The sequence below is a fragment of the Hymenobacter mucosus genome (assembly GCF_900188255.1).
Lineage (GTDB): Bacteria > Bacteroidota > Bacteroidia > Cytophagales > Hymenobacteraceae > Hymenobacter > Hymenobacter mucosus.
In genome coordinates this window covers 88,782-108,089 of sequence record NZ_FZNS01000001.1, presented here as the reverse complement: position 1 = coordinate 108,089, position 19,308 = coordinate 88,782, and the positions used below count along the sequence as shown (strand labels likewise).

Below are 19,308 nucleotides of genomic sequence, written 5' to 3'. Positions count from 1 at the left end.
GGTGGGCGTAACGTTGTGTACTATTGACCTCCTGGACCGAAGAACAGGCCCGCTCCCTCATTACTGACCCCGGCACCCTCAAGCGGGGCCAGGAGTTAGCTGCCCCCGCCAAGTGGAGCAACCTGGGCCGCACCGATACGGCCGCTTGGGGCGAGTGCAAGGGCAGCGGCAGCAAGCCTTACCAAACCGGCCTCGACCTCACTGAGCCCGCTTTCAAATGCTCCTGCCCCAGCCGGGTTTTTCCCTGCAAGCACGGTGCGGGCCTGCTCCTGCTCCTGGCCCGGCAGTCCCAGCTTCTGAGCAACCCCACCCCACCACCTTGGCTGCAAGAATGGCTGGATAAACGCCAGCAAACCCAGAACAAAAAGGCCAGTCAGGCTCCCGGAGAAACCTTGCTTGCCCCCACCGATGCTCCTGCCACGGCTACTACCGCCGTTGCCGACAATGACCTAGCCCGGCAAAAGCGGGAAGCCCAGCGCCTAGGTCGCATGCAGCAAGGCATTGAAGAGCTAGAAACCTGGCTTGTGGATTTGGTGCGCGCGGGACTGGCCGCTACGGAAAGTCGGCCGCTGAGCTTCTGGGAAAATCAGGCCGCACGTTTGGTTGACAACCAACTACCAGGATTGGCTACGGTGATACGGGAACTGCCGGACCTGCGCCACCAAAGCACCAATTGGCCGGAGCGCCTACTTGCGCGCTTGGGCGAGTTATATGTTTTGGCACAAGCATTTCAGCGCCTCCCCGCGCTTTCGGCTGAGGCTCGGCAGGAAGTATTGCAGCAGGTAGGCGTAACCGTAAAAAAGGAAGAAGTACTGAGCACCCAGCCCGCCATAACCGACGAGTGGCGGGTGCTAACCCAAACGACAACGGAGGAAGAGCGCCTGATCGTGCGTCGCTCCTGGCTGCATGGGCACCACACTGGCCGCTTTGCGCTGGTAGTGGAGTTTTCCTTTGGCGGACAGGCCTTTGCTACCTCTCTCGTAGCGGATGGTCGCTACACGGGCGCCCTAACGTTTTACCCCGGCCTGTTACCGCTACGGGCCGTACCCGGCCCGCTGGCATTCGTTGGGTTGGGCACCGCCGCCCCCCCAAGTGCTAGCTCACTTCCTGCTCTATTGGAGGACTATGCTACGGCCTTAGCCCAGCTGCCCTGGCTGCGCGAGTGGCCCGTTCTACTCACGGGTGGCATTCCTACCCTCACGGCTACCGGCCACTGGGTACTGCGGTTTGCGGCCCTACCCGCCGTACCCGACTCCAACGAGCACCCGACCTCACTACCGTCGGCATTGCTTGGTACGGACCTCCAGCTCTTGTGCAGTGACACGTTAGGCTGGGAACTGCGGGCTAGCAGCGGCGGAGTACCCGTCACCGTGTTTGGGGAGTGGACGGGGCAGGCGCTGCGCCCACTCGCCTGCTGGGGGGCTCCCTCGGAAATCTATTTTGCTTCCTAATGCTACCCGAACATGCACCCGACCAAGTAGAAAGCTCCTGGCACCCGACCGCCGACTGGCAACGGCTGCTGCGCGTAGCCCTGCTGGGCACCCAGCAAAGCCCCGATGCCGTTCCGGCCGTACCGGGCTTACCCACTGCTCCCGAAACCGACGCCGCTGCCCGTGAAAAACAGCTTTTACTGACGGCGGGCGGGTTGTCGCTAATCCGTAAGGCCGGGTACCAGCCTGCCCCGGCACCTAGCGCTACCCCTGAACAACTGCCCGCCGAAACACAGGTGCCGCTTGGCCCAAGTGGGGGGCGGCTACTGCACTTACTGCTGGAAGGCCAATACCCCGACCTACTGCCCGACTTCCTGACAACCCTGGCCAACCACAGCCGCCGGGTGCCCAGCCAGCTTCTGGTGCGTTTGTTAGACTACGTTCATTCCCGCCCGGCCCTCCACCCGCTAGCTGCTGCCGTGCTGGGGCAGCGCGGGGCCTGGTTAGCAGCGCAGCACCCCAATTGGCAAGCCGTACTAGCCACCACCGGCCCTGCACCCCACGCAGCCACTTGGGAAACGGGTACTCTGCGCCAGCGCGTGCGCTACCTAGAAGCACTGCGCCGTACCAACGCCGAGCAAGCCCGCGAGCAGCTAGCCGCCGTCTTGCCGCAGGAGCCAGCCAAAAACCAGGCTTCGCTGCTTGCGTCGCTTCAGGAGGGCCTCTCCGCCGCCGATGCGCCTTTGCTGGAATGGTACCTTGTCTCCAAAAGCAAGGAAGTCCGCCAAACCGTGCAGCCGTTGGTGGCCTGCCTGCCAGATAGTGCCTTGGTAGGGCGAGTATGGCAACGCGCCGAGCCCCTGATACGCCTGCGCAAGACCCTTACCGCCACCAAACTAGTGGTAGAGCTACCGCCGGATGCCTGGGATAAGTCCTGGCTTGCTGATGGTGTTGAGCAGCACGACAGCCGATTTCAGGGCGACAGAGCCACCCTGCTTGGGCAACTCTTGGCGCTACTGCCACCCCAGCGCTGGGCCAACTACTGGCAACTCCCCCCGGCTGCCATCCTGAATGCGGCCGCCGCTACCGAGTGGGGTGCCCTGCTATTCAATGGGTGGGCCGAGGCAACCATTCTACACCACGCTTCCACGTGGGCTCTGGCCTTGTTGACGTGGTGGGCGGAGCTACCGCGCAAGCATCCTTTTAGCCTTCCGCTGGCCGGGTTGGCGCAGCAGCTTTCTACCGATCAACTAACTAAGCTCGTCCTGCCTCTGCTCGATTCAGCTCCGGAGTTTGGACCCGAAGTGCGCTGGTTGCCGCTACTGCAACTCATACCCGGTCCGTGGTCGGAGCCCCTCACCCGCCGCGTGGTAGAGGCGCTTCGCCAGGCCCTGAACCAGCCGGAACGCTTGCACCGCATCCATTACGCCGCTAGTCAGCTGTTGGAACACATGGCCCGCGTGGTGCCCGCCACTCACTACGAGCTTTGCGCCCAGCCATTACAGCCTCTGCTCCAAGATGTGCCCTACCTCCACAACAGCCTAGCCCGCCTGCTTAACACCCTTCACTTCCGCCAGCAACTCACTGATGCCCTCCATGAGGCCCCGGCGTAGAATCTATGGGCAGCGGAGGCTAAAAGTGGCACTCGCTCGGCTAGCTCGTTACGTGCAAGTCAAGTATAGTTGGGGCATCTACCACTCCCTTGCTCGATGTATTGGCCTAGCCAGCGGAAAGAGGAACCGGCTCCACTCAGCCATGATGTCCTTTTGCCTACTAATCCCGAGTGCTCTACAAATACGCTGTCCCCTGGCACCCCAGCTCAGTGCAAAGAAGCGTCGCGGAAGTCTGCTACTCACTCATTATTGGCAACATCAGTTGCTGCCAGCTTTTTGCTTGGCGCAGCAACGTACAATGTCTGGCCCTATCTGCGCCTACCCCATCCCTCATCTCAAACGTCTAGCTTAGCTCCACTATGTCGATTAATAAGCCCACTGAAGTTCTACGCCCCCACGTAGAGGTACAATACGCCGAGGAGTTAGCCGCCCTGGCCGCCGTTGATGACCGGCCCAAGCCCCCAAATTGGCAACTCTCCCCCTGGGCTGTGGTCACTTACCTGCTTGGCGGCACCTTAGATAATGGCTTTGAGATTGAACCTAAGTACATTGGGCAGCGGCGCCTGATGGAAATTGCCGTGGCTACCCTGGCTACCGACCGCGCCCTACTGCTGCTGGGCGTGCCGGGCACCGCCAAAAGCTGGGTTTCGGAGCACCTGACGGCCGCCATCAGCGGGCATTCCAACCTGCTCATCCAAGGCACGGCCGGCACCAGTGAAGACGCCATTCGCTACTCCTGGAACTACGCCCGCCTCATTGCCGAGGGGCCTTCCGCGGCGGCGCTGGTGCCTTCCCCCTTGCTCAAAGGCATGCAGGAAGGCGCCCTAGTGCGGGTGGAAGAGCTCACCCGCATCCCCTCCGATGTGCAGGACACACTCATTACCGTCCTCTCCGAAAAAGTGCTGCCCATACCCGAACTAGCTACCGAAGTGCAAGCCACCCGCGGCTTCAACGTCATTGCCACCGCCAACGACCGGGATAAGGGTGTGAACGAGCTAAGCAGCGCCCTGCGCCGTCGCTTCAACACGGTGGTGCTACCCCTGCCCACGTCCGTAGCGGAGGAAGTCCAGATTGTGCACTCCCGGGTCGAAAAAACCGGCCGCGCCCTACAACTGCCCGAGACCACGGCGGCCCTGGAGCAAATCAGTCGCCTCGTGACCATCTTCCGGGAGCTGCGCTCGGGCGTGACGGAGAACGGCAAAACCAAGCTCAAGAGCCCCAGCGGCACCCTCAGCACCGGCGAGGCCATTTCCGTGCTCAACAGTGGCCTGGCCCTGGCCGCCTACTTCGGCGACGGCACCCTGCAAGCCGCCGACCTCGCCGCCGGCCTCACCGGCGCCGTCATCAAAGACCCCGTGCAGGACCGCGTGGTATGGCTGGAGTACCTAGAAACCGTAGTAAAGGAGCGCGACGGCTGGAAAGATTTGTATCGCGCCTGCCGGGAGGTAGTAGAGTAAAAGCCAATATTCTTATATCCAATGAATCTATTCAGAGTTCATAAAAACCTGATTCCACTGCTCACGCTAACGGGGATATGTATCTATACCCTACTCATAATCTTCTTTGACAAAGTGTATTATGAGGGCGCTTATTATGACAGAGCATTCAGCATCACTCACTATATAGGTTTCGTGGGAGTCGTTTTGAGTCTGCTTGTTTACTTTCTGAAAAGAAGCTTGTTCAAACCTGTCCTGCTTGTGACCTTAACCATGGGGCTGTTCAACCTAGCCAACTTCACACTCGATAAAACAAGTGTTGGAATAGGCCCGATTGGCATTCAGCCTCTTTCGCTGCTGCTAATCATTATCTATTATTTCCTAAATAAACAAAGCGCCCACCGCTTCCTGCGAGCCTATATAATTCCGTCGCCTAGTCCCCAGAAGCAAGCGGAAAATTGGCGGGCGCAAGTGTCGAAGTTCAAGGAAACGTTCGCCAAGAAATCAGATGAAAGTTTGCAGGACATGGTGCAGAAGCGCGCCGTAGTGCCTGCCGCGTTGGAAGCCGCGAAACAGTTGCTCCAGGAACGTGGAATTGCTGTATCTAACCGCTAACGCATGACTTTCCCCGAACTACTCACCCGCCTCGACACCCTGCTCCAACAGCACCGGCCGGAGTACTACGGCACTCTGGGCCCACCGGCTACGGCGGCGGAGCTAGCCGCTTTTGAGGCGGAGTTTAACCTAGTGTTGCCGACGGAGCTGCGGCAGTGGTTTAGCTGGCACAACGGGCAGGAAGGCTACGACAGCTTCTTCCAGAACAACTGCCTTCAGTCGCTGGACAGCGCGGCCGAAAGCATGCGCATCAACAACGAACTGCTGGCCGATGGCGACTTCGTGACGAACTGGTGGCATCCGGCCTGGGTGCCCTTCCTGGAAAACGGTGGCGGCGACCATGTCTGCGTGGATTTGCACGGCACCTTTACCGGCCAGGCCGGGCAAATTATGGAGCACTGGCACGACTGGGAACAACGCACCGTGCTGTTCCCGAACCTGACCGCTTGGCTGGCGGCCGTGGTACAGGCCTACGAGCAAGCCGGCGCCGAATCTGCATTACTGACCGATGAGCACTTGGAGGAACTGGAACCAGAGCATCCGAAAGGGTTTCCGCAGGAATTTGAAGCGGGGTAGACTGCTCCGGTGCGTCGTTGCCTATGGTCGTGTCCTACCCCATTCAATTTCCCGAACCGAAAACTGGTAGCCCGGCCAACTCCTTCCCTACCTCATGAACCAATCTGATTCCATCCGCCGAATAGAAACCTGGCTGGCCGCCCACGCACCCCGCATCCTGACCGAGTCGCTGAACGAGGGAGCTACTGAAAGCGAGTTGAGTGGCCTAGAGGCCGCCGTTGGGAAACCGCTTCCCCCGGACTACAAAGCCCTGTACCGCTGGCGCAACGGCCTGGATGAAGAGTCTGGCAACCTGGGCAGCCTGTTCTATGGCCTGAGCTTTATGCCTCTGACAGAGGTAGCAGCCGACTTGCAAAGTCGCCTGCACGACTCCAAGCAGGTCCCGCTGATGCGCACGCAGGCCCCGGTGAAAGCCGATAACCTGCTGAACCCCTCCTGGCTCCGGCTAGGCTTCGATGGCTCGCATACGTGGCTGTGCGTGGACCTGACCCCGGCGCCGGCGGGCCGCTATGGTCAGGTCATTTTCGTGGATGAGGAAAACCAAGCCGCTTTCCGGGTAGCCGAATCCGCTGAGGCCTTGCTTGCCCAATTCGCCGACGACCTGGAGCAGGGGCGCTACTTTTTAGAGCCTGATGCCCTGGAAGATGGCAACGAGTTTCTGGCCGCCACGGAAAGCATTGACGTGGTAAACTGGCACCACGCGCCGCGGTGGCAGAGCGTGCTACCTCCTACGGCCTATAACTAACTGTACTACTTATGCTAACTCATCCGCTCTGGGGAATTGGGGAGGAAAGCTGGGCCGGCATGGCCCCGCAAAAGAAGTTTGCGCTGCCGGGCTTTGAGCAGCCCGTGGAGGTATTTCTGGGCGAGGAGCTGTTTGAGGAAGACGAGGAATACGACCTTTCCCCAGCGCAGCTCGACGCGTATGCGGCTACGTTCCAGGCCTTCGTTGCGGATGCTCCGCGCCTGCTCCCCGAGCTCCGGCAGCAGGCCTTTGCCCGCTACCAGGAGCTGTATGCTTCCTTCTATGAGGACCCGGCCCAGTTGGGGGCCCCGGCGCTGCACCTGCGCACGCCTGAAGAGCATTTTGCTTATTTGCAGGACGTGGCCTACCTCCGCATTACGGAAGGGCAAACGCTCCGCCTGTCTATTCGCTACGGCCTCGATACGGAACACGGCCTGGAAATCAGGTTTGAGGCGAACCAGCTGGCCGAAATGGGCGGCATTGCCGAAACCTGAGTTACCCCTACTGTAGTCCTACCCCCTTATGCCTTCCAAACTCCGCCTCTTCGGCATCCGCCACCACGGCCCCGGCAGCACCGCTTCCCTGCTCAAAGCTTTGGACGACTACCAGCCCGACATGGTACTGCTGGAATGCCCCGCCGACGGGGAAAAGGCCCTGACGCTGGCTTCTACCCCGGAGCTGAAGCCGCCGGTGGCCCTGCTCATCTACAACCCCAAGCAGCACGCCCAAGCTTCGTTTCTACCCTTTGCCCACTTCTCCCCAGAGTGGCAGGCTGTGCAGTGGTGCCAGCAGCACGGCGCCCACCTGCGCTGCTTCGACCTGCCGATGACGCTGCGTTTTGCCCTCCCGGATGCTGTGGAGCACGAGCCGCTGCCTCCTGCTGAAGTAGCCGCCGAAACAACCCTCGCTCCTACCTCAGATACCGCGCCAGAGGAAGCGGAAATACCTGCTACAAATTCAGAAACCACTGAAGCGTCGGCTCTCGAAGAAGCCCCGCTGCACCTTGACCCCATTGCCCACCTGGCCCGCCTCGATGGCTACACCGACGGGGAGCGGTGGTGGGAAGCCCGCATTGAGCACTCGGCCGGCCACGCCGATGCCTTTGAGGTAGTACTGCAGATGATGACGGCCCTGCGCGAGGAACTGGCCCAGCCCGAATCGGAGGAAACCTTGCTGCGGGAAGCCTACATGCGCGAAACCCTGCGCGCTACCCTCAAGCAGGGGTATCAGCGGGTAGCCGTGGTGTGCGGGGCCTGGCACGCGCCGGTGCTACGGGCCGAAGAACTGCCTACCTACGCCAAAGACGATAAGGCTCGCCTTAAAGGCCTCAAGAAAGCGCCCACTGAAGCCACCTGGGTGCCCTGGACCTACGAGCGCCTGGCCCGGCAATCGGGCTACGGGGCGGGGGTGTTGTCGCCGGCCTGGTACGAGTTGCTGTTTCAGGAGCCCCACGAGCGGGTAGTGACCCACTGGATGGTACGGGCGGCCCACCTGCTCCGAGCCCAGCAAATTGATGCCTCTTCGGCTCATGCCATTGAGGGCGTGCGGCTGGCCGAGGCGTTGGCCGCCGTGCGCGGACTAGCCCTACCCGGCATTGAAGAGCTGGAAGAAGCGGCAGTGAGCATCTTTGGGGGCGGCTACGCCGAGGCCCTGGAGCTGGTGCATCAGCAGCTAGTAATTGGCGTAAAGCTGGGCGAAGTGCCCGAGGAGTTGCCCGCCTCACCCCTTCAGCAGGACCTAGCACTCCAGCAAAAGAGCTTGCGCCTCAAGCCCGAAGCCGCTCCTAAAACGCTGGCCCTGGACTTACGCAAGGACCTCGACCTCGGCCGGAGCCACTTGCTCCACCGCCTCCAACTGCTGAGTATCCGCTGGGGTCAGCCGCAGCGCGTGCAAGGCAAAAGCGGCACTTTCCATGAAGTGTGGGAGCTACAATGGCGACCCGAAATGGTGCTGGGCGTGCTGGAAGCGGGCCGGTGGGGCAATACCGTTCTGACCGCCGCCAGCGGGGCCGCCCGCCACCGCGCCCAGGAAGCTACCGACTTGGGCCAAGTTAGCCAGTTGCTGGAAGAGGCCCTGCGTGCCGACCTCGCTCCGGCCCTGCCTGTGCTGGTAACCCGCCTCGAAACCCTAAGTGCCGGCACCCGCGACGTAGCCCACCTGCTCACGGCCCTCCCCCCGTTGGTGAACGTGTTGCGCTACGGCAACGTGCGCCGCACCGAAACTGCCCAGGTGGCCCAGGTAGTCCACCACCTAGTGCCACGCCTGTCCATTTCTCTCCCCCTGGCCTGCACCGGCCTGGACCGCAGCGCGGCCAGTCAGCTACTGGAACGCATGGAGGCGGCCCACCAGGCCATTCGGTTGCTACCCGACGAAGCCCAGCACGCCGAGTGGTACGCAGCTCTGCACAGCATTGCACGGCAACCCGCCAGCAGCGGCCTACTAGCCGGCGTAGCTACCCGCCTGCTCTTCGACACCCAGCAGCTTGCCCCGGATGCTACCGCCACACTTCTGGGCTTAGCCCTGGCCCCGGCCCAGCCCACCGACTACGCCACCGCCTGGATTGAAGGGTTCTTGCGCGGGAGCGGCCTGCTCCTGATTCACAACCGGGTGCTGTTTGATTTACTAGACGAGTGGCTTTCCGGCCTGGAAGAGGCTGTTTTTCAAGAGACTGTACCCCTGCTACGTCGCTCCTTCGCCGACTTTAGCCGGCCCGAGCGCCAGCAGGTGCTGGCTTTGGCTACTGGAGGAGCGGCAGCACCAGCGGCCCAGGAAACCGCTATTGACCTAGGGCGCGGACTACGGGTGCTGCCCCTATTGCAAGAACTCCTGGGGGCAGGCTGAACAACCATAGAAAGCACCTCCTTGCGCGAGGTAGTACAGGCAGGGTGCCTCTGCCTCGCGCATGTTCTAGGTGGGCAGTTCCTGCTTGAAGTGCTTTTGCAGAATCTCGCCTACCATTTGCTTAGTCAAAGGCTTATTTAAAAAGCCCTGAATCGGGAGGCTTTCAAGCCGGGCCATGTCCCTGGGGTGCAGGGAGGTAGTCAGCATCACAATCACAATGGACTGCTCAGCGGCTTGTTTTATGGGTGCATAGGTCTCCAAAAACTCTATCCCATTCATAACCGGCATATTCACGTCGAGCAGAATGAGCGGAGGGCAGCTAGTTTTTTGACACTCTTGCTCGATTACGTGCAAGGCCTCCTGCCCATTTTCGGCCACGAGTACTTGCTGAGCTACTTGTAAGTCTTCTAACAGTAGGCGGTTAAGAAAATTCGTCGTCTTATCATCATCCACTAACAGGATGCTGGGAAGCTTTTCCATTACACTACGCGTATTTATTCTAATAAGTGACTGCACTAGCGGCGGAAGTATACGCGGAACGTAGAGCCTTGTTTAACCTGCGTTTCTACTTCAATTCGTCCGCCGGCGTTGTCCACCATTTTTTTAACCATGTAGAGACCAATACCACTACCCTCTACGTGGTCATGAAAGCGCTTAAACATGGTAAAAAGCTGCTGCTGGCGGCCAGCTTCCATGCCCAATCCGTTGTCCTGTATCACTAGCACTTGATGCTCGGGGGTACTTTCGCAACGGATACGCACGTGCGGCGTCCGCTCGGGCGAGTGATACTTGAGGGCATTGGAGAAGAGATTGTAGACGACGGAACGCAGGTTTTTCTCCGAAAAACGAATAGTAGGACACGCCGCCACGTCTATCTCCACCTGCGCCCCCACCGACGCAATCATGGGCGTCAGGTCCAGGCGCACGTCCTCAACCACCGTGACCAGGTCTATCAGCACCGACTCGCCGTCGTGTTCCTTTTGCAGCTTGGCAACGTCGGTAAGGGTGGCAATGGTCTTTTTGAAGCGCTCCACCGATTCCTGCATCATCTCCGTTAGGCGCAGCACCTGCTCCGAGGCCAGCGTTTCGGTGGGTGGGGTGCGCTGCAAGGCGTGCAGCAACCCCTCAATGTTGGCAATGGGCGCCTTCAAGTCGTGGGAAGCGGTGTACACAAAGTTGTCCAGGTCGTTGTTGGTGCGTAGAAGTTGCTGGTTGGCTTCCTTAAGCTCGGTAATGTCGATGGCGGACCCTACGTAGCCGTACAACTCCCCACTGAGGTAGTAGCTGGGCGCCCCCTGCGACAACAGCCACCGGTACTGCCCGTCGTGGCGGCGCATGCGGTACTCTATACGGAAGCGCGTGCGCTCCTCAATGGCGCTGCTGATTGTGCGCTGGGCCGCTGCCGCATCCTCAGGATGCACGTAGGTCTCCCAGTTGGTAGCCACAAATGCGCCGAGGGTAGTGCCCAAAAACTCCAGGAAGGTAGTGTTCACATAGCGGATTGCAGAATCGGGGTGCATTGCCCACACCAGGTTGGGCGCCGCGTCGGCCATGATGCGGAAGCGTTGCTCACTTTCCTGCAAGGTGTCCGTAAACTTCTTCTGCTCCGTACTATCGCGCGGAATGGCAAACAAGTACGGCTCGCCCCCCAGCACTAGTCCGCTCATACTCACGCTGACGGGGTAGGTGTGCCCATCTTTGCGTTTAAGCACGCTATTGAAACGGGGGAAGCTGCCATTCTGAGCCCGTCCAAATACCTCCACGTAGGCCTGGTACGGGTACGAAGAGTCTATGTCTTGCACGTGCAGGTGCCGGGCTTCTTCCGCCGTGTAGCCCCAGGAATCCAGCGCCTGTTTGTTGAGGTAGGCGAAGGTGCCATCGGCCCGCATGAGCACAAACGGGTCACGGGCTTGGTCGGCCATAAACTTGAACCGCTTCAACTCCTCCTGGCTTTCTTCCAGTCTGCGCCGCGCTTGCACCTGCTCGGTTACCTCAACGGCTACGTGAATGACGCCCGTAATCTGGCCTTTCTCCCGCAGCGGAGTGTACGATAAATCGTAGTAGCCCTGGCGCGTTTCATTTCCAATTTGCAGGGTTACGGGCATCTCGGTTCCGTAAAAAGGCTCCCCTTTTTCTTGAGCCCGGCGCGCCAGCTGTTCCGCAGCCTGGTTTTCAAGTTCGGGGAATATCTCACGCATGGTTTTACCCACGAACGCCACACTCCTTCTCCCTACCATCTGCTGCATCGGTTCGTTGACGTTTGCAAACACCATGTTTGGGCCGATGGTGAGGGCAATGGGCACGGGAGCCTGCGCCACCAAGTTGCGGAAGCGGGCTTCACTTTCCTCGATCTTCTGCTGAGCCAGCACTTCCTCCGTGACGTCAATGGCCGTGTGATGGATACCGTACACGTCCCCGTGCTCATTGCGCAAGGGTTTGTAGGTGAAGTTGAAGTAGGAGATTTTGGATTTGCCATCGACCAGCAACGTGGTGGCCTCCCGCACCCCCACGTACGGCTCGCCGGTGGTGTACACATGTTCCAGCAAGGCGGGAAAGGAGTGGTCGGCCAGTTCGGGTAAGGCTTCCCGAAGCGTGCTGCCGATAACCGTCCGGTCTTTGCCCCAGTAGCTGAGCATAATGGCATTCACGTACTGAATCCGAACTTCCGGCCCCGTGTAGAAGGCCGTAGCAATGGGCGCTTCTTCAATCAAGGTGCGGTACCGATGCTCACTTTCTTCGGCCCGTTGGCGGGAAAGCACCTGCTCCGTTACGTTGTGCGCCACGCTGAACACCCCCACGGGGGCTTTGTCGGTGGGCTGTTCGTAGTAGGGCTGGTAAACAAAGTTGTAGTAGCGCAGCTCTTCCCGGCCATTAAGGGTCAGCGTAACCGGGTATTCCGTACCATAAAATGGTTGCCCGGTGGTGCGTATCTGGTCCAGCAGCTTAGGAAAGCCCTGTGCTTTCGCGGCCGGCAGCGCTTCAAACAAGGGCTTCCCAATGATAGCTGGGGTAGTGCCCAGAAACTGGTGAATCTCGTCGTTAGCCAGCTCCACAATGTGTTGTGGCCCCGTTACAATGCACACCGCCACGGGAGCCTGCAAGAACAGGCTATAGGTCTTCTCTACTTGCCGCAAAGCCTGCGCTTTCTTTTCCGCCAGCAGTTGGGCCGTCACTTCGGCCGTAGCATGGATGATGTAGAGAACTTCGCCCGCCGGGCTTACCACCGGCTTGCTGTTAGCCGACCAGTACCGTTCCTCAAACACGCCCGCGGCAGCGGCTATATCGTAGCGCACTACGGGCATGTGATGATGGGCTTTCTCCTGGCGGGCATACTCCAGGGAAGTGCGCAGTTCGGCGGCGCCCGTGGCCTGGGGCAAGGCCGGGTTTTCGGGGAAAACCGTGAATATGCTCTTCCCTACTACGTGCTGCCGTTCCAGCCCCAGCACCCCCAGCAGTTCGTCTGTAATGGCCACCACTGTGTACGCGGGGGCATCGGGCTGTAGCAGAAGGCAACTGCCTGGAACAGCCTCGAAAGCTGCCCGAAAGTTTTCGGAAGAATCTAGCACGGCGGTGGGGTGGATTACGGCGTCTCTACTGACTCGAAGTTACAACTACCCTAGCAAAGGCTTCTGTTAAGCTAGGCACTTCACAGCACCAGCTTCTCGGCCCGAAACACGTCATCGGCAGCCTGCAGCAGCTTAGCGCGCAGCTTGGGGTTGTAGGTGGGGTGCGCGGCCAGAAACTCCCGCACGGTGCGGGCGGCGGTGGCCGTTTGGTAAGAGCCCAGGGTAGCTTGAAGCCAGGAATAGGGAAAAAAGATGTCGCCGGTTTGCTGAATTTCTTCGAGTAGGGCCAGGCTTTGGGGCAGGTATTTCTCGGAGGTGGCGGCCCGGAGCGGGTGGTGCAGGTAAGCCAGGGCCGTTGTCACCCAGGCTTCCTTTTCCCGGTTCTTCTCGTCGGCCAGGGAGGCAAAGAAGGCGTCGCGGGTTGGCACGTTGGGCGAGAGGGCGGGCAGCAGAAACTCCATGCGCTTTTTGCGGTCGGGGTTTTGGATGCGGGCAAGCTGCTTGGGCAAAATAGGCGTGGCGGCGGGGTAGTCGCGCACGGCCAGGGCCAGCGCCAGGGCGGTGTAATCGTCCTCGGTGAGCTTCACGCCCGCGGGGGCCTGCTCCTTGTCCCAGACCTGGTAAAGGCGCGTTTGGGCCTCCTTGGTTAGGGCCACCGACTGGTAGGCTTTGAACAAAAGCTTCCTGGAGTTGGCCGCGGGGTTTTGCTGCATGGCCCGCCACAATTCCTTCTCCAACGCCGGGGCCAGCGCTGCCCGCTCCGTGGGCTTAAGCAGCTTCCAGTACATATCCGTGAGCTGGCCGGTCAGCAACTTGATGTTCAGCTCTTCCTGCTCCTTGGGTAGTGCCTGCCGGTATATCTCCAGCAGTTGGCGCGGGGCAATGGTGCGGCCGTTGAGCATGTTCTCGTATAAGTTCACGTAGGCCGCCGCCCGGGCCACCGGGTTTTGCAGGGTAGTCAGGCCCGCGGTTAGCTGCTTGTCAAGGGGAAATACGCCGTAGCCCAGGCCGGTAGAGTTAAACAACACGAATGCGGGAGTGGCCTCGCCTTGCGCCGTCGGCACGCGCACCTCACGCTGGTTCATGTTTACCGTCAGCTCTTTCACTCCGCCATTGGGGTACACGAGCAATACCTCAAACAGCTGGGGCCACAGCCGCTCTGACTTGTCCTCGGCTTGCTGGGTGAGTTGCAGGCTGGTAATCTTGCCGTTGCTGGTTTTCAGACTGTAGTCGAAGATGGGGCGGCCGGGCTGGTTTACCCATACCTGGTTCCAGGCCTGCAAGTCGGCGGGGGTGCGAGCGTCCAGAATCTGGATGAGGTCGGGCCAGGTGGCATTGCCGAAGCGGTACTTCTTGAGGTACTCCTGCAAGCCCTGGCGGAAGGGCTCCTCTCCCATCAGGCGCTCCAGCTGGCGCATCATAATGGGCGCTTTGTGGTAGATGATGTTGCCGTAGAGCGAGCCGGCATCTTTCAGGTTATCAAGCTCCTGCCGAATGGGGTTGGCGCCGGTAGTACGGTCTACGCCGTAGGCCGCCGGGTAGTGGTCAATGACAAACTTGAGGTCGTAGTTGGAATTGGCTACAGCTACCTGGGTGATTTTGTCGGCCATGAAGTTGGCAAACACCTCCTTCATCCACACGTCGTTAAACCACTGCATGGTCACCAAATCGCCGAACCACATGTGGGCGGTTTCGTGGGCAATGAGGTTGGAGCGGCTAATCTTCTGGTCCTGGGTGGCGCCTTCGTCCAGAAACAAGGTACTGGCCTTATAGTCAATAGCACCCACGTGCTCCATGCCGCCGTACTGGAAATCGGGCAGGGCCACGAAATCGAACTTGCTGAACGGGTACGGAATGCCGGTGTAGTCCTCCAGGAACTTCAGCGCATCGGCGTGAATCTGGAAGATGGGGTCCAGGCTCAGGCGCAGCTTATCCTTATCCGTTTCCCGATGCAGAAACTGCATTTCCCGGCCGGCTAGCGTGCGCGAGAGCCGCGTAAACTTGCCCGCTGCAAACGAGAACAGATAGGTGCTGATGGTATCAGAGGGCGCGAAATAGTAAGTAGTAGATCCTGGCAATAGACCATCTAGTGTTACATCCGTCGAGTCTATAGGAGCATTAGCCAATGCCTCCCAGCCCGACGGCACGCTTAAGGTAAGCCGAAACGAGGCTTTAAGATTGGGCTGGTCGAAGACCGGAAACACAGTGCGGGCACGGTCAGGTACGAGTAGCGTGTACAGAAAATCCTCGTTGCGGTTGAGGCTCTGGTTGCCCGCCGTAAACGCAATTTGCACCTCGTTCGAGCCAGTTTTCAAACTAGCAGCGGGTAGTACCACGTGCTCATCGTGATGGTCGATGGCAACTGCCTGGCCGTTCACGGTTACGCTTTTCAGGTTGGCCGTTTGCTCCTTGAAGTCGAGTTGAACCGGCTGGTCGGCCGCCGTGAGGTGAAAGCGCACCGTTTCGGTGGCGGCAATGGGTTCGGCTTTCCGAGCCGGAATAGTTAAGTGCAGATCGTAGGCCAGGCGCGAGATGCGGCGGGCGCGGTCCTGGGCCAGCTCCTGGCTGACGCCGGGCACCACGGGCATCGGCGTGGCGGGCGGGGTCGTAGCCGTTGGAACCATTTGGTGAGAGCAGGACCACAGGCCCACGGACAGAAGAAGTGCGCTGGTGCGCGCACCGTTACTATATTGAAGCTTCATTCAAAAGGATATTCCATCAGGTCGAACACCCAAGGTAAAGCAAACCCACCGATGGATCATCTTCCGCAGTCAAACCCCGCTACTCCCCCGGTCCAGCTTTACCCCCTGGGCGATGCGGCCCTCGTACTGCAATTCGACGACGTTATCAGCGAGGCGACGCACCGCCACATTCAGGCCGTAGCGCGCCTCTTTGACCAACACCCCTTTCCGGGGTTAGTAGAATACGTGCCGGCTTTCACTACCCTCACCGTGTATTACGACCCGTGGGTAATCAGCCAGGCCGGCCGCCACGACCCCTACCAAAGCGCGGTGGCGGCAGTGCAACACCTGCTCGGGCAAGTACAGGCGGCGGCGCCCGAAGCAGTTACGGAGCTAGTAGAAATTCCGGTGTGCTACGGCGGTTCGTTCGGTCCCGATTTGGGGACGGTGGCCCAGCATACCGGCCTGACGCCCAGCGAGGTAATTGCCTTGCATACGACCCCGGAATACGTAGTGTATATGATTGGCTTTGCCCCCGGCTTTCCCTACCTGGGCGGCATGCCCGAGCACCTGGCAACGCCCCGCAAAACCGAGCCACGGCCCTTGGTACCGGCTGGTTCCGTGGGTATTGCGGGCCGGCAGACTGGCGTATACTCCCTCCCAACGCCGGGCGGCTGGCAACTGATTGGGCGCACCCCAAGGCGGCTGTTTACGCCCGAAGCGACACCCCCCAGCCTCCTGCGCGCCGGCCAGCGTCTGCGGTTTGTAGCTATTTCGGAGGAAGAATTTCAGTGCCAGCAGCATGAGTTGTAGCATCCTGCATCCGGGCCTGCTCACCACCATTCAGGATGGTGGCCGCCGGGGCTACCAGCAGGCCGGCGTTGTTGTCAGCGGCCCCCTGGATGCGCTGGCTCTGCGCGTGGGCAACCTCCTGGTGGGCAACCCTACAAGCGCCGCCGGGCTTGAAATTACGCTCCTCGGCCCCAAAATCCGGTTTGAGTCCGACCACCTACTAGCCGTAACGGGAGCCGACTTATCAGCTACGCTCAACGGGGAGCCCCTGCCCTTGCACCGCGCCGTTGCCGTCACCCGGGGCTGCGAGCTGGCTTTTGGTCCGCCGCGGGCGGGGTGCCGGGCCTACCTAGCCGTATCGGGCGGCCTGGCCGTGCCAATGGTGCTGGGCAGCCAAGCCACGTATTTACGGGCCGGTATAGGAGGCCTGGAGGGCCGCGCCCTGCGGGCCGGGGACCGGGTGCCAGCCACCGGGCCCACGCCCGCGGGGCGGCGCGTGCACCAGCAGCTGCTTAGTAGGCAGTTGGGCCGCGCTTGGGCCGCCGCTTCTTGGTTTCCAGACCCTCAGCTGACCCCGGCGCCTACTGCCTCGCCTACCGTGCGGGCGGTGTGGGGCCCTGAATATGGGCAGTTCACCCCGGAGAGTCAGGCCGCCTTCTGGCGCGCGGAATTCACTGTCACGCCCCAATCCGACCGGATGGGCTACCGGCTGGCGGGGCCACCACTACGGCGCCATACCGACCTGGAAATTCTCTCCTCGGCCGTTACCTTCGGCACGGTGCAGGTGCCGGCGGCGGGCAGCCCCATTGTGCTGCTGGCCGACCACCAAACCACCGGGGGCTACCCCCGCTTGGCGCAGGTTATCACCGCCGATTTTGGCAAGCTGGCCCAGGTGCCGCCGGGCGGGCACCTACACTTTCAGGAAGTCAGCCTTGCCGAGGCTCACTACTGGTATCTGCACCAAGAAAAAACTCTTCTGCACCTCCAACGGGGCCTCGCCCTGCTTTCCTCTCGATGAACCAACTCTACGCCGTTGACCTGAACTGTGACATGGGAGAAAGCTTCGGCGCCTACTCCCTGGGCCACGACGAAGCTATTCTGCCCTTCGTCACCTCCGCCAACATTGCCTGTGGCTACCACGCCGGCGACCCCGCTGTGATGAAGCGCACCGTGCGCCTGGCCCTGCGCCACGGCGTAGCCATTGGGGCTCACCCCGGCCTGCCCGATTTGGTAGGTTTCGGCCGCCGCGACATGGCTATTTCTCCGGAAGAGGCGTACGACATAACGGTATACCAACTGGGGGCGCTGGCCGCTTTTGCGCACGCCGAAGGTGGCACCGTACATCATGTAAAGCCCCACGGCGCCCTCTACAATATGGCGGCGGTAAACCCGGCGCTGGCGGAAGCCCTGGCCGAAGCCGTGTACCGGGTGCAGCCCACGGCCGCCCTTTATGGACTGGCCGGCAGCGCCCTCATTGGTGCGGGTCAGAAGCTGGGCCTCGCTACCGCCCAGGAGGTTTTTGCCGACCGCACGTACCAAGCCGACGGCACCCTCACGCCCCGACGCCACCCCAATGCCCTCCTTACCGACCCCGCCGCGGCCATTGCCCAAGTGGTGCGCATGGTACGGGAAGGACGGGTACGCGCCCAATCCGGCGAGGACGTAACCATTCAAGCCGAAACCGTGTGCATTCACGGCGACGGCGCGCACGGCCTGGAGTTTGCTCAGCAAATTAGGGCCACCCTGCAGCAGGAAGGCATTATGGTGCGGGTCCATCAGCCTGTTTCGGCGTGAGGCCCGGGCGCAATTGGGGCGTACTACTCGGCGCCGCCTTCCTGATGGCTACCTCGGCCGTGGGACCTGGTTTCCTAACCCAAACCACCGTTTTTACCCAGTCTTTGGGGCTAGCTTCGGCTTCGTCATTCTCACCTCTATTCTAATGGATATCGGGGTGCAGCTGAATATCTGGCGGGTTATTGCCGTATCTGAAATGCGGGCCCCAGACATTGCCAACCGCGTGTTGCCAGGCCTGGGCGGTTTCATCTCCACCCTTATTGTGCTGGGGGGCTTGGCCTTCAACGTTGGTAACGTCGGCGGGGCTGGCCTGGGGTTGGAGGTACTCACGGGGCTGCCTGTAACGGTCTGCGCTGGGCTGGCCGCGGTAATGGCCATTGCCATCTTTCTGGTACGCGAGGCCGGAACCCTCATGGACCGTTTTGCCCAGCTGATGGGCCTAGTAATGATTGGTGCCATTATTTACGTGGCCGTTATTACCAGTCCGCCGGCGGCAGAAGCAGCCCTGCGCACTATTGCCCCCACCACCGTCGACTTCACGGCCATTATCACGCTCGTGGGCGGCACGGTGGGCGGCTACATCACGTTTTCCGGCGGCCACCGCCTACTCGACGCCGGCGTGAAAGGCTCCGCGGCCCTGCCCCAGGTTACGCAAAGCGCCATTATGGGCGTGTCGGTGGCTTCCCTGATTCGGGTGCTTCTCTTTCTGGCCACGCTGGGGGTAGTAAGCCAAGGCGCCGCTATCGACGCTGGCAACCCCACGGCCTCGGTATTTGAGCTAGCGGCCGGCCAGGTGGGCTACAAGCTGTTTGGGGTGGTGATGTTTGCGGCGGCCATTACGTCCATCATTGGCTCGGCCTACACGTCCATTTCCTTCCTTAAGTCGATGCTGCCCAAGGTAGCCGCTCACGAAAACGGCTGGATTATTGGCTTCATTATCCTATCTACCCTCGTATTCATCACCATCGGCAAGCCAGTGAGTCTGCTGGTATGGGCCGGGGCGCTGAACGGGTTCATCCTGCCTATCACCCTCGGCACCCTACTCATAGCCGCTTACCGTCCCAGCGTGGTAGGCACCTACCGGCACCCGTTCACGCTGGCTGCCTTCGGGGTGCTAGTAGTCCTGATTATGACCTATATGAGCGGCAGCGTACTAGTGGAGCAACTGGCCACGCTGTTTCGATAAGAGCGGCTGAAGAGTAGAAACCAACCTGCCCCA

At 60.6% G+C, this 19,308-nt stretch carries 15 protein-coding genes; 12 read left to right on the top strand and 3 right to left on the bottom strand.

Annotated features, from left to right (window positions below; all coding sequences use genetic code 11):
- The first annotated feature begins 23 nt into the window (after positions 1-23).
- From CHB83_RS00455 to CHB83_RS00420, 8 genes are all read left to right on the top strand, one after another.
- Complete coding sequence (locus tag CHB83_RS00455) at positions 24-1,451, top strand: hypothetical protein (RefSeq protein WP_089331306.1); 1,428 nt, start codon at positions 24-26, stop codon at positions 1,449-1,451.
- Positions 1,451-3,043 (top strand): DUF5691 domain-containing protein, encoded by a 1,593-nt coding sequence (locus tag CHB83_RS00450; RefSeq protein WP_089331305.1) that lies wholly within the window; start codon positions 1,451-1,453, stop codon positions 3,041-3,043. Before CHB83_RS00455 ends, CHB83_RS00450 begins: the two co-directional genes overlap by 1 nt.
- Positions 3,044-3,402: 359 nt before the next feature.
- Positions 3,403-4,500: an ATP-binding protein gene (locus tag CHB83_RS00445; RefSeq protein ID WP_045688113.1), complete on the top strand. Its 1,098-nt coding sequence runs from the start codon at positions 3,403-3,405 to the stop codon at positions 4,498-4,500.
- Between the two features lie 21 nt (positions 4,501-4,521).
- Positions 4,522-5,094: a transient-receptor-potential channel family protein gene (locus CHB83_RS00440; protein ID WP_089331304.1), complete on the top strand. Its 573-nt coding sequence runs from the start codon at positions 4,522-4,524 to the stop codon at positions 5,092-5,094.
- Between the two features lie 3 nt (positions 5,095-5,097).
- A complete protein-coding gene (locus CHB83_RS00435) occupies positions 5,098-5,670 on the top strand; it encodes an SMI1/KNR4 family protein (RefSeq protein ID WP_089331303.1) in 573 nt (190 codons plus the stop codon).
- 94 nt (positions 5,671-5,764) lie between these two features.
- Complete coding sequence (locus CHB83_RS00430) at positions 5,765-6,415, top strand: SMI1/KNR4 family protein (protein ID WP_089331302.1); 651 nt, start codon at positions 5,765-5,767, stop codon at positions 6,413-6,415.
- A gap of 11 nt (positions 6,416-6,426) precedes the next feature.
- A complete protein-coding gene (locus CHB83_RS00425; RefSeq protein ID WP_089331301.1) occupies positions 6,427-6,909 on the top strand; it encodes a DUF6985 domain-containing protein in 483 nt (160 codons plus the stop codon).
- A gap of 28 nt (positions 6,910-6,937) precedes the next feature.
- Positions 6,938-9,256 (top strand): DUF5682 family protein, encoded by a 2,319-nt coding sequence (locus CHB83_RS00420; RefSeq protein WP_089331300.1) that lies wholly within the window; start codon positions 6,938-6,940, stop codon positions 9,254-9,256.
- Between the two features lie 66 nt (positions 9,257-9,322).
- Here the strand turns inward: CHB83_RS00420 and CHB83_RS00415 are convergent, their stop codons facing one another.
- The 3 genes from CHB83_RS00415 to CHB83_RS00405 form a co-directional block, all read right to left on the bottom strand.
- Positions 9,323-9,736 carry a response regulator gene (locus tag CHB83_RS00415; RefSeq protein WP_089331299.1) on the bottom strand — a complete coding sequence of 138 codons (414 nt, stop codon included), beginning with the start codon at positions 9,734-9,736 and terminating at the stop codon, positions 9,323-9,325.
- Between the two features lie 35 nt (positions 9,737-9,771).
- Positions 9,772-12,822, bottom strand: a complete 3,051-nt coding sequence (locus CHB83_RS00410) for a PAS domain-containing sensor histidine kinase (RefSeq protein WP_143436945.1) — start codon at positions 12,820-12,822, stop codon at positions 9,772-9,774.
- An 80-nt stretch (positions 12,823-12,902) separates the two neighbouring features.
- Positions 12,903-15,446 carry a M1 family metallopeptidase gene (locus CHB83_RS00405; RefSeq protein ID WP_245855244.1) on the bottom strand — a complete coding sequence of 848 codons (2,544 nt, stop codon included), beginning with the start codon at positions 15,444-15,446 and terminating at the stop codon, positions 12,903-12,905.
- A 129-nt stretch (positions 15,447-15,575) separates the two neighbouring features.
- Here CHB83_RS00405 and pxpB point away from each other — a divergent pair, with 129 nt between their 5' ends.
- The 4 genes from pxpB to CHB83_RS00385 all read left to right on the top strand — a co-directional run bounded on the left by pxpB (position 15,576) and on the right by CHB83_RS00385 (position 19,275).
- A complete protein-coding gene (pxpB, locus tag CHB83_RS00400; protein WP_089331296.1) occupies positions 15,576-16,316 on the top strand; it encodes a 5-oxoprolinase subunit PxpB in 741 nt (246 codons plus the stop codon).
- Complete coding sequence (locus CHB83_RS00395) at positions 16,306-17,313, top strand: 5-oxoprolinase subunit C family protein (protein WP_089331295.1); 1,008 nt, start codon at positions 16,306-16,308, stop codon at positions 17,311-17,313. The genes pxpB and CHB83_RS00395 overlap by 11 nt, the downstream gene beginning before the upstream one ends.
- Complete coding sequence (locus CHB83_RS00390) at positions 17,310-18,089, top strand: LamB/YcsF family protein (RefSeq protein WP_089331294.1); 780 nt, start codon at positions 17,310-17,312, stop codon at positions 18,087-18,089. The genes CHB83_RS00395 and CHB83_RS00390 overlap by 4 nt, the downstream gene beginning before the upstream one ends.
- A 145-nt stretch (positions 18,090-18,234) precedes the next feature.
- The gene (locus CHB83_RS00385) at positions 18,235-19,275 is read left to right on the top strand and encodes an NRAMP family divalent metal transporter (RefSeq protein ID WP_317044760.1); all 1,041 of its coding nucleotides are present in this window, start codon (positions 18,235-18,237) and stop codon (positions 19,273-19,275) included.
- Positions 19,276-19,308 lie beyond the last annotated feature (33 nt).

What these genes read in the sequence shown, in the direction of transcription:
- CHB83_RS00450 (WP_089331305.1), top strand. Translation starts at nt 1,451, where the DNA reads ATGCTACCCGAACATGCACCCGACCAAGTAGAAAGCTCCTGGCACCCG.
- CHB83_RS00445 (WP_045688113.1), top strand. Translation starts at nt 3,403, where the DNA reads ATGTCGATTAATAAGCCCACTGAAGTTCTACGCCCCCACGTAGAGGTA.
- CHB83_RS00440 (WP_089331304.1), top strand. Translation starts at nt 4,522, where the DNA reads ATGAATCTATTCAGAGTTCATAAAAACCTGATTCCACTGCTCACGCTA.
- CHB83_RS00435 (WP_089331303.1), top strand. Translation starts at nt 5,098, where the DNA reads ATGACTTTCCCCGAACTACTCACCCGCCTCGACACCCTGCTCCAACAG.
- CHB83_RS00430 (WP_089331302.1), top strand. Translation starts at nt 5,765, where the DNA reads ATGAACCAATCTGATTCCATCCGCCGAATAGAAACCTGGCTGGCCGCC.
- CHB83_RS00425 (WP_089331301.1), top strand. Translation starts at nt 6,427, where the DNA reads ATGCTAACTCATCCGCTCTGGGGAATTGGGGAGGAAAGCTGGGCCGGC.
- CHB83_RS00420 (WP_089331300.1), top strand. Translation starts at nt 6,938, where the DNA reads ATGCCTTCCAAACTCCGCCTCTTCGGCATCCGCCACCACGGCCCCGGC.
- CHB83_RS00415 (WP_089331299.1), bottom strand. Translation starts at nt 9,736, where the DNA reads ATGGAAAAGCTTCCCAGCATCCTGTTAGTGGATGATGATAAGACGACG.
- CHB83_RS00405 (WP_245855244.1), bottom strand. Translation starts at nt 15,446, where the DNA reads ATGGTTCCAACGGCTACGACCCCGCCCGCCACGCCGATGCCCGTGGTG.
- pxpB (WP_089331296.1), top strand. Translation starts at nt 15,576, where the DNA reads ATGGATCATCTTCCGCAGTCAAACCCCGCTACTCCCCCGGTCCAGCTT.
- CHB83_RS00395 (WP_089331295.1), top strand. Translation starts at nt 16,306, where the DNA reads ATGAGTTGTAGCATCCTGCATCCGGGCCTGCTCACCACCATTCAGGAT.
- CHB83_RS00390 (WP_089331294.1), top strand. Translation starts at nt 17,310, where the DNA reads ATGAACCAACTCTACGCCGTTGACCTGAACTGTGACATGGGAGAAAGC.
- CHB83_RS00385 (WP_317044760.1), top strand. Translation starts at nt 18,235, where the DNA reads ATGGATATCGGGGTGCAGCTGAATATCTGGCGGGTTATTGCCGTATCT.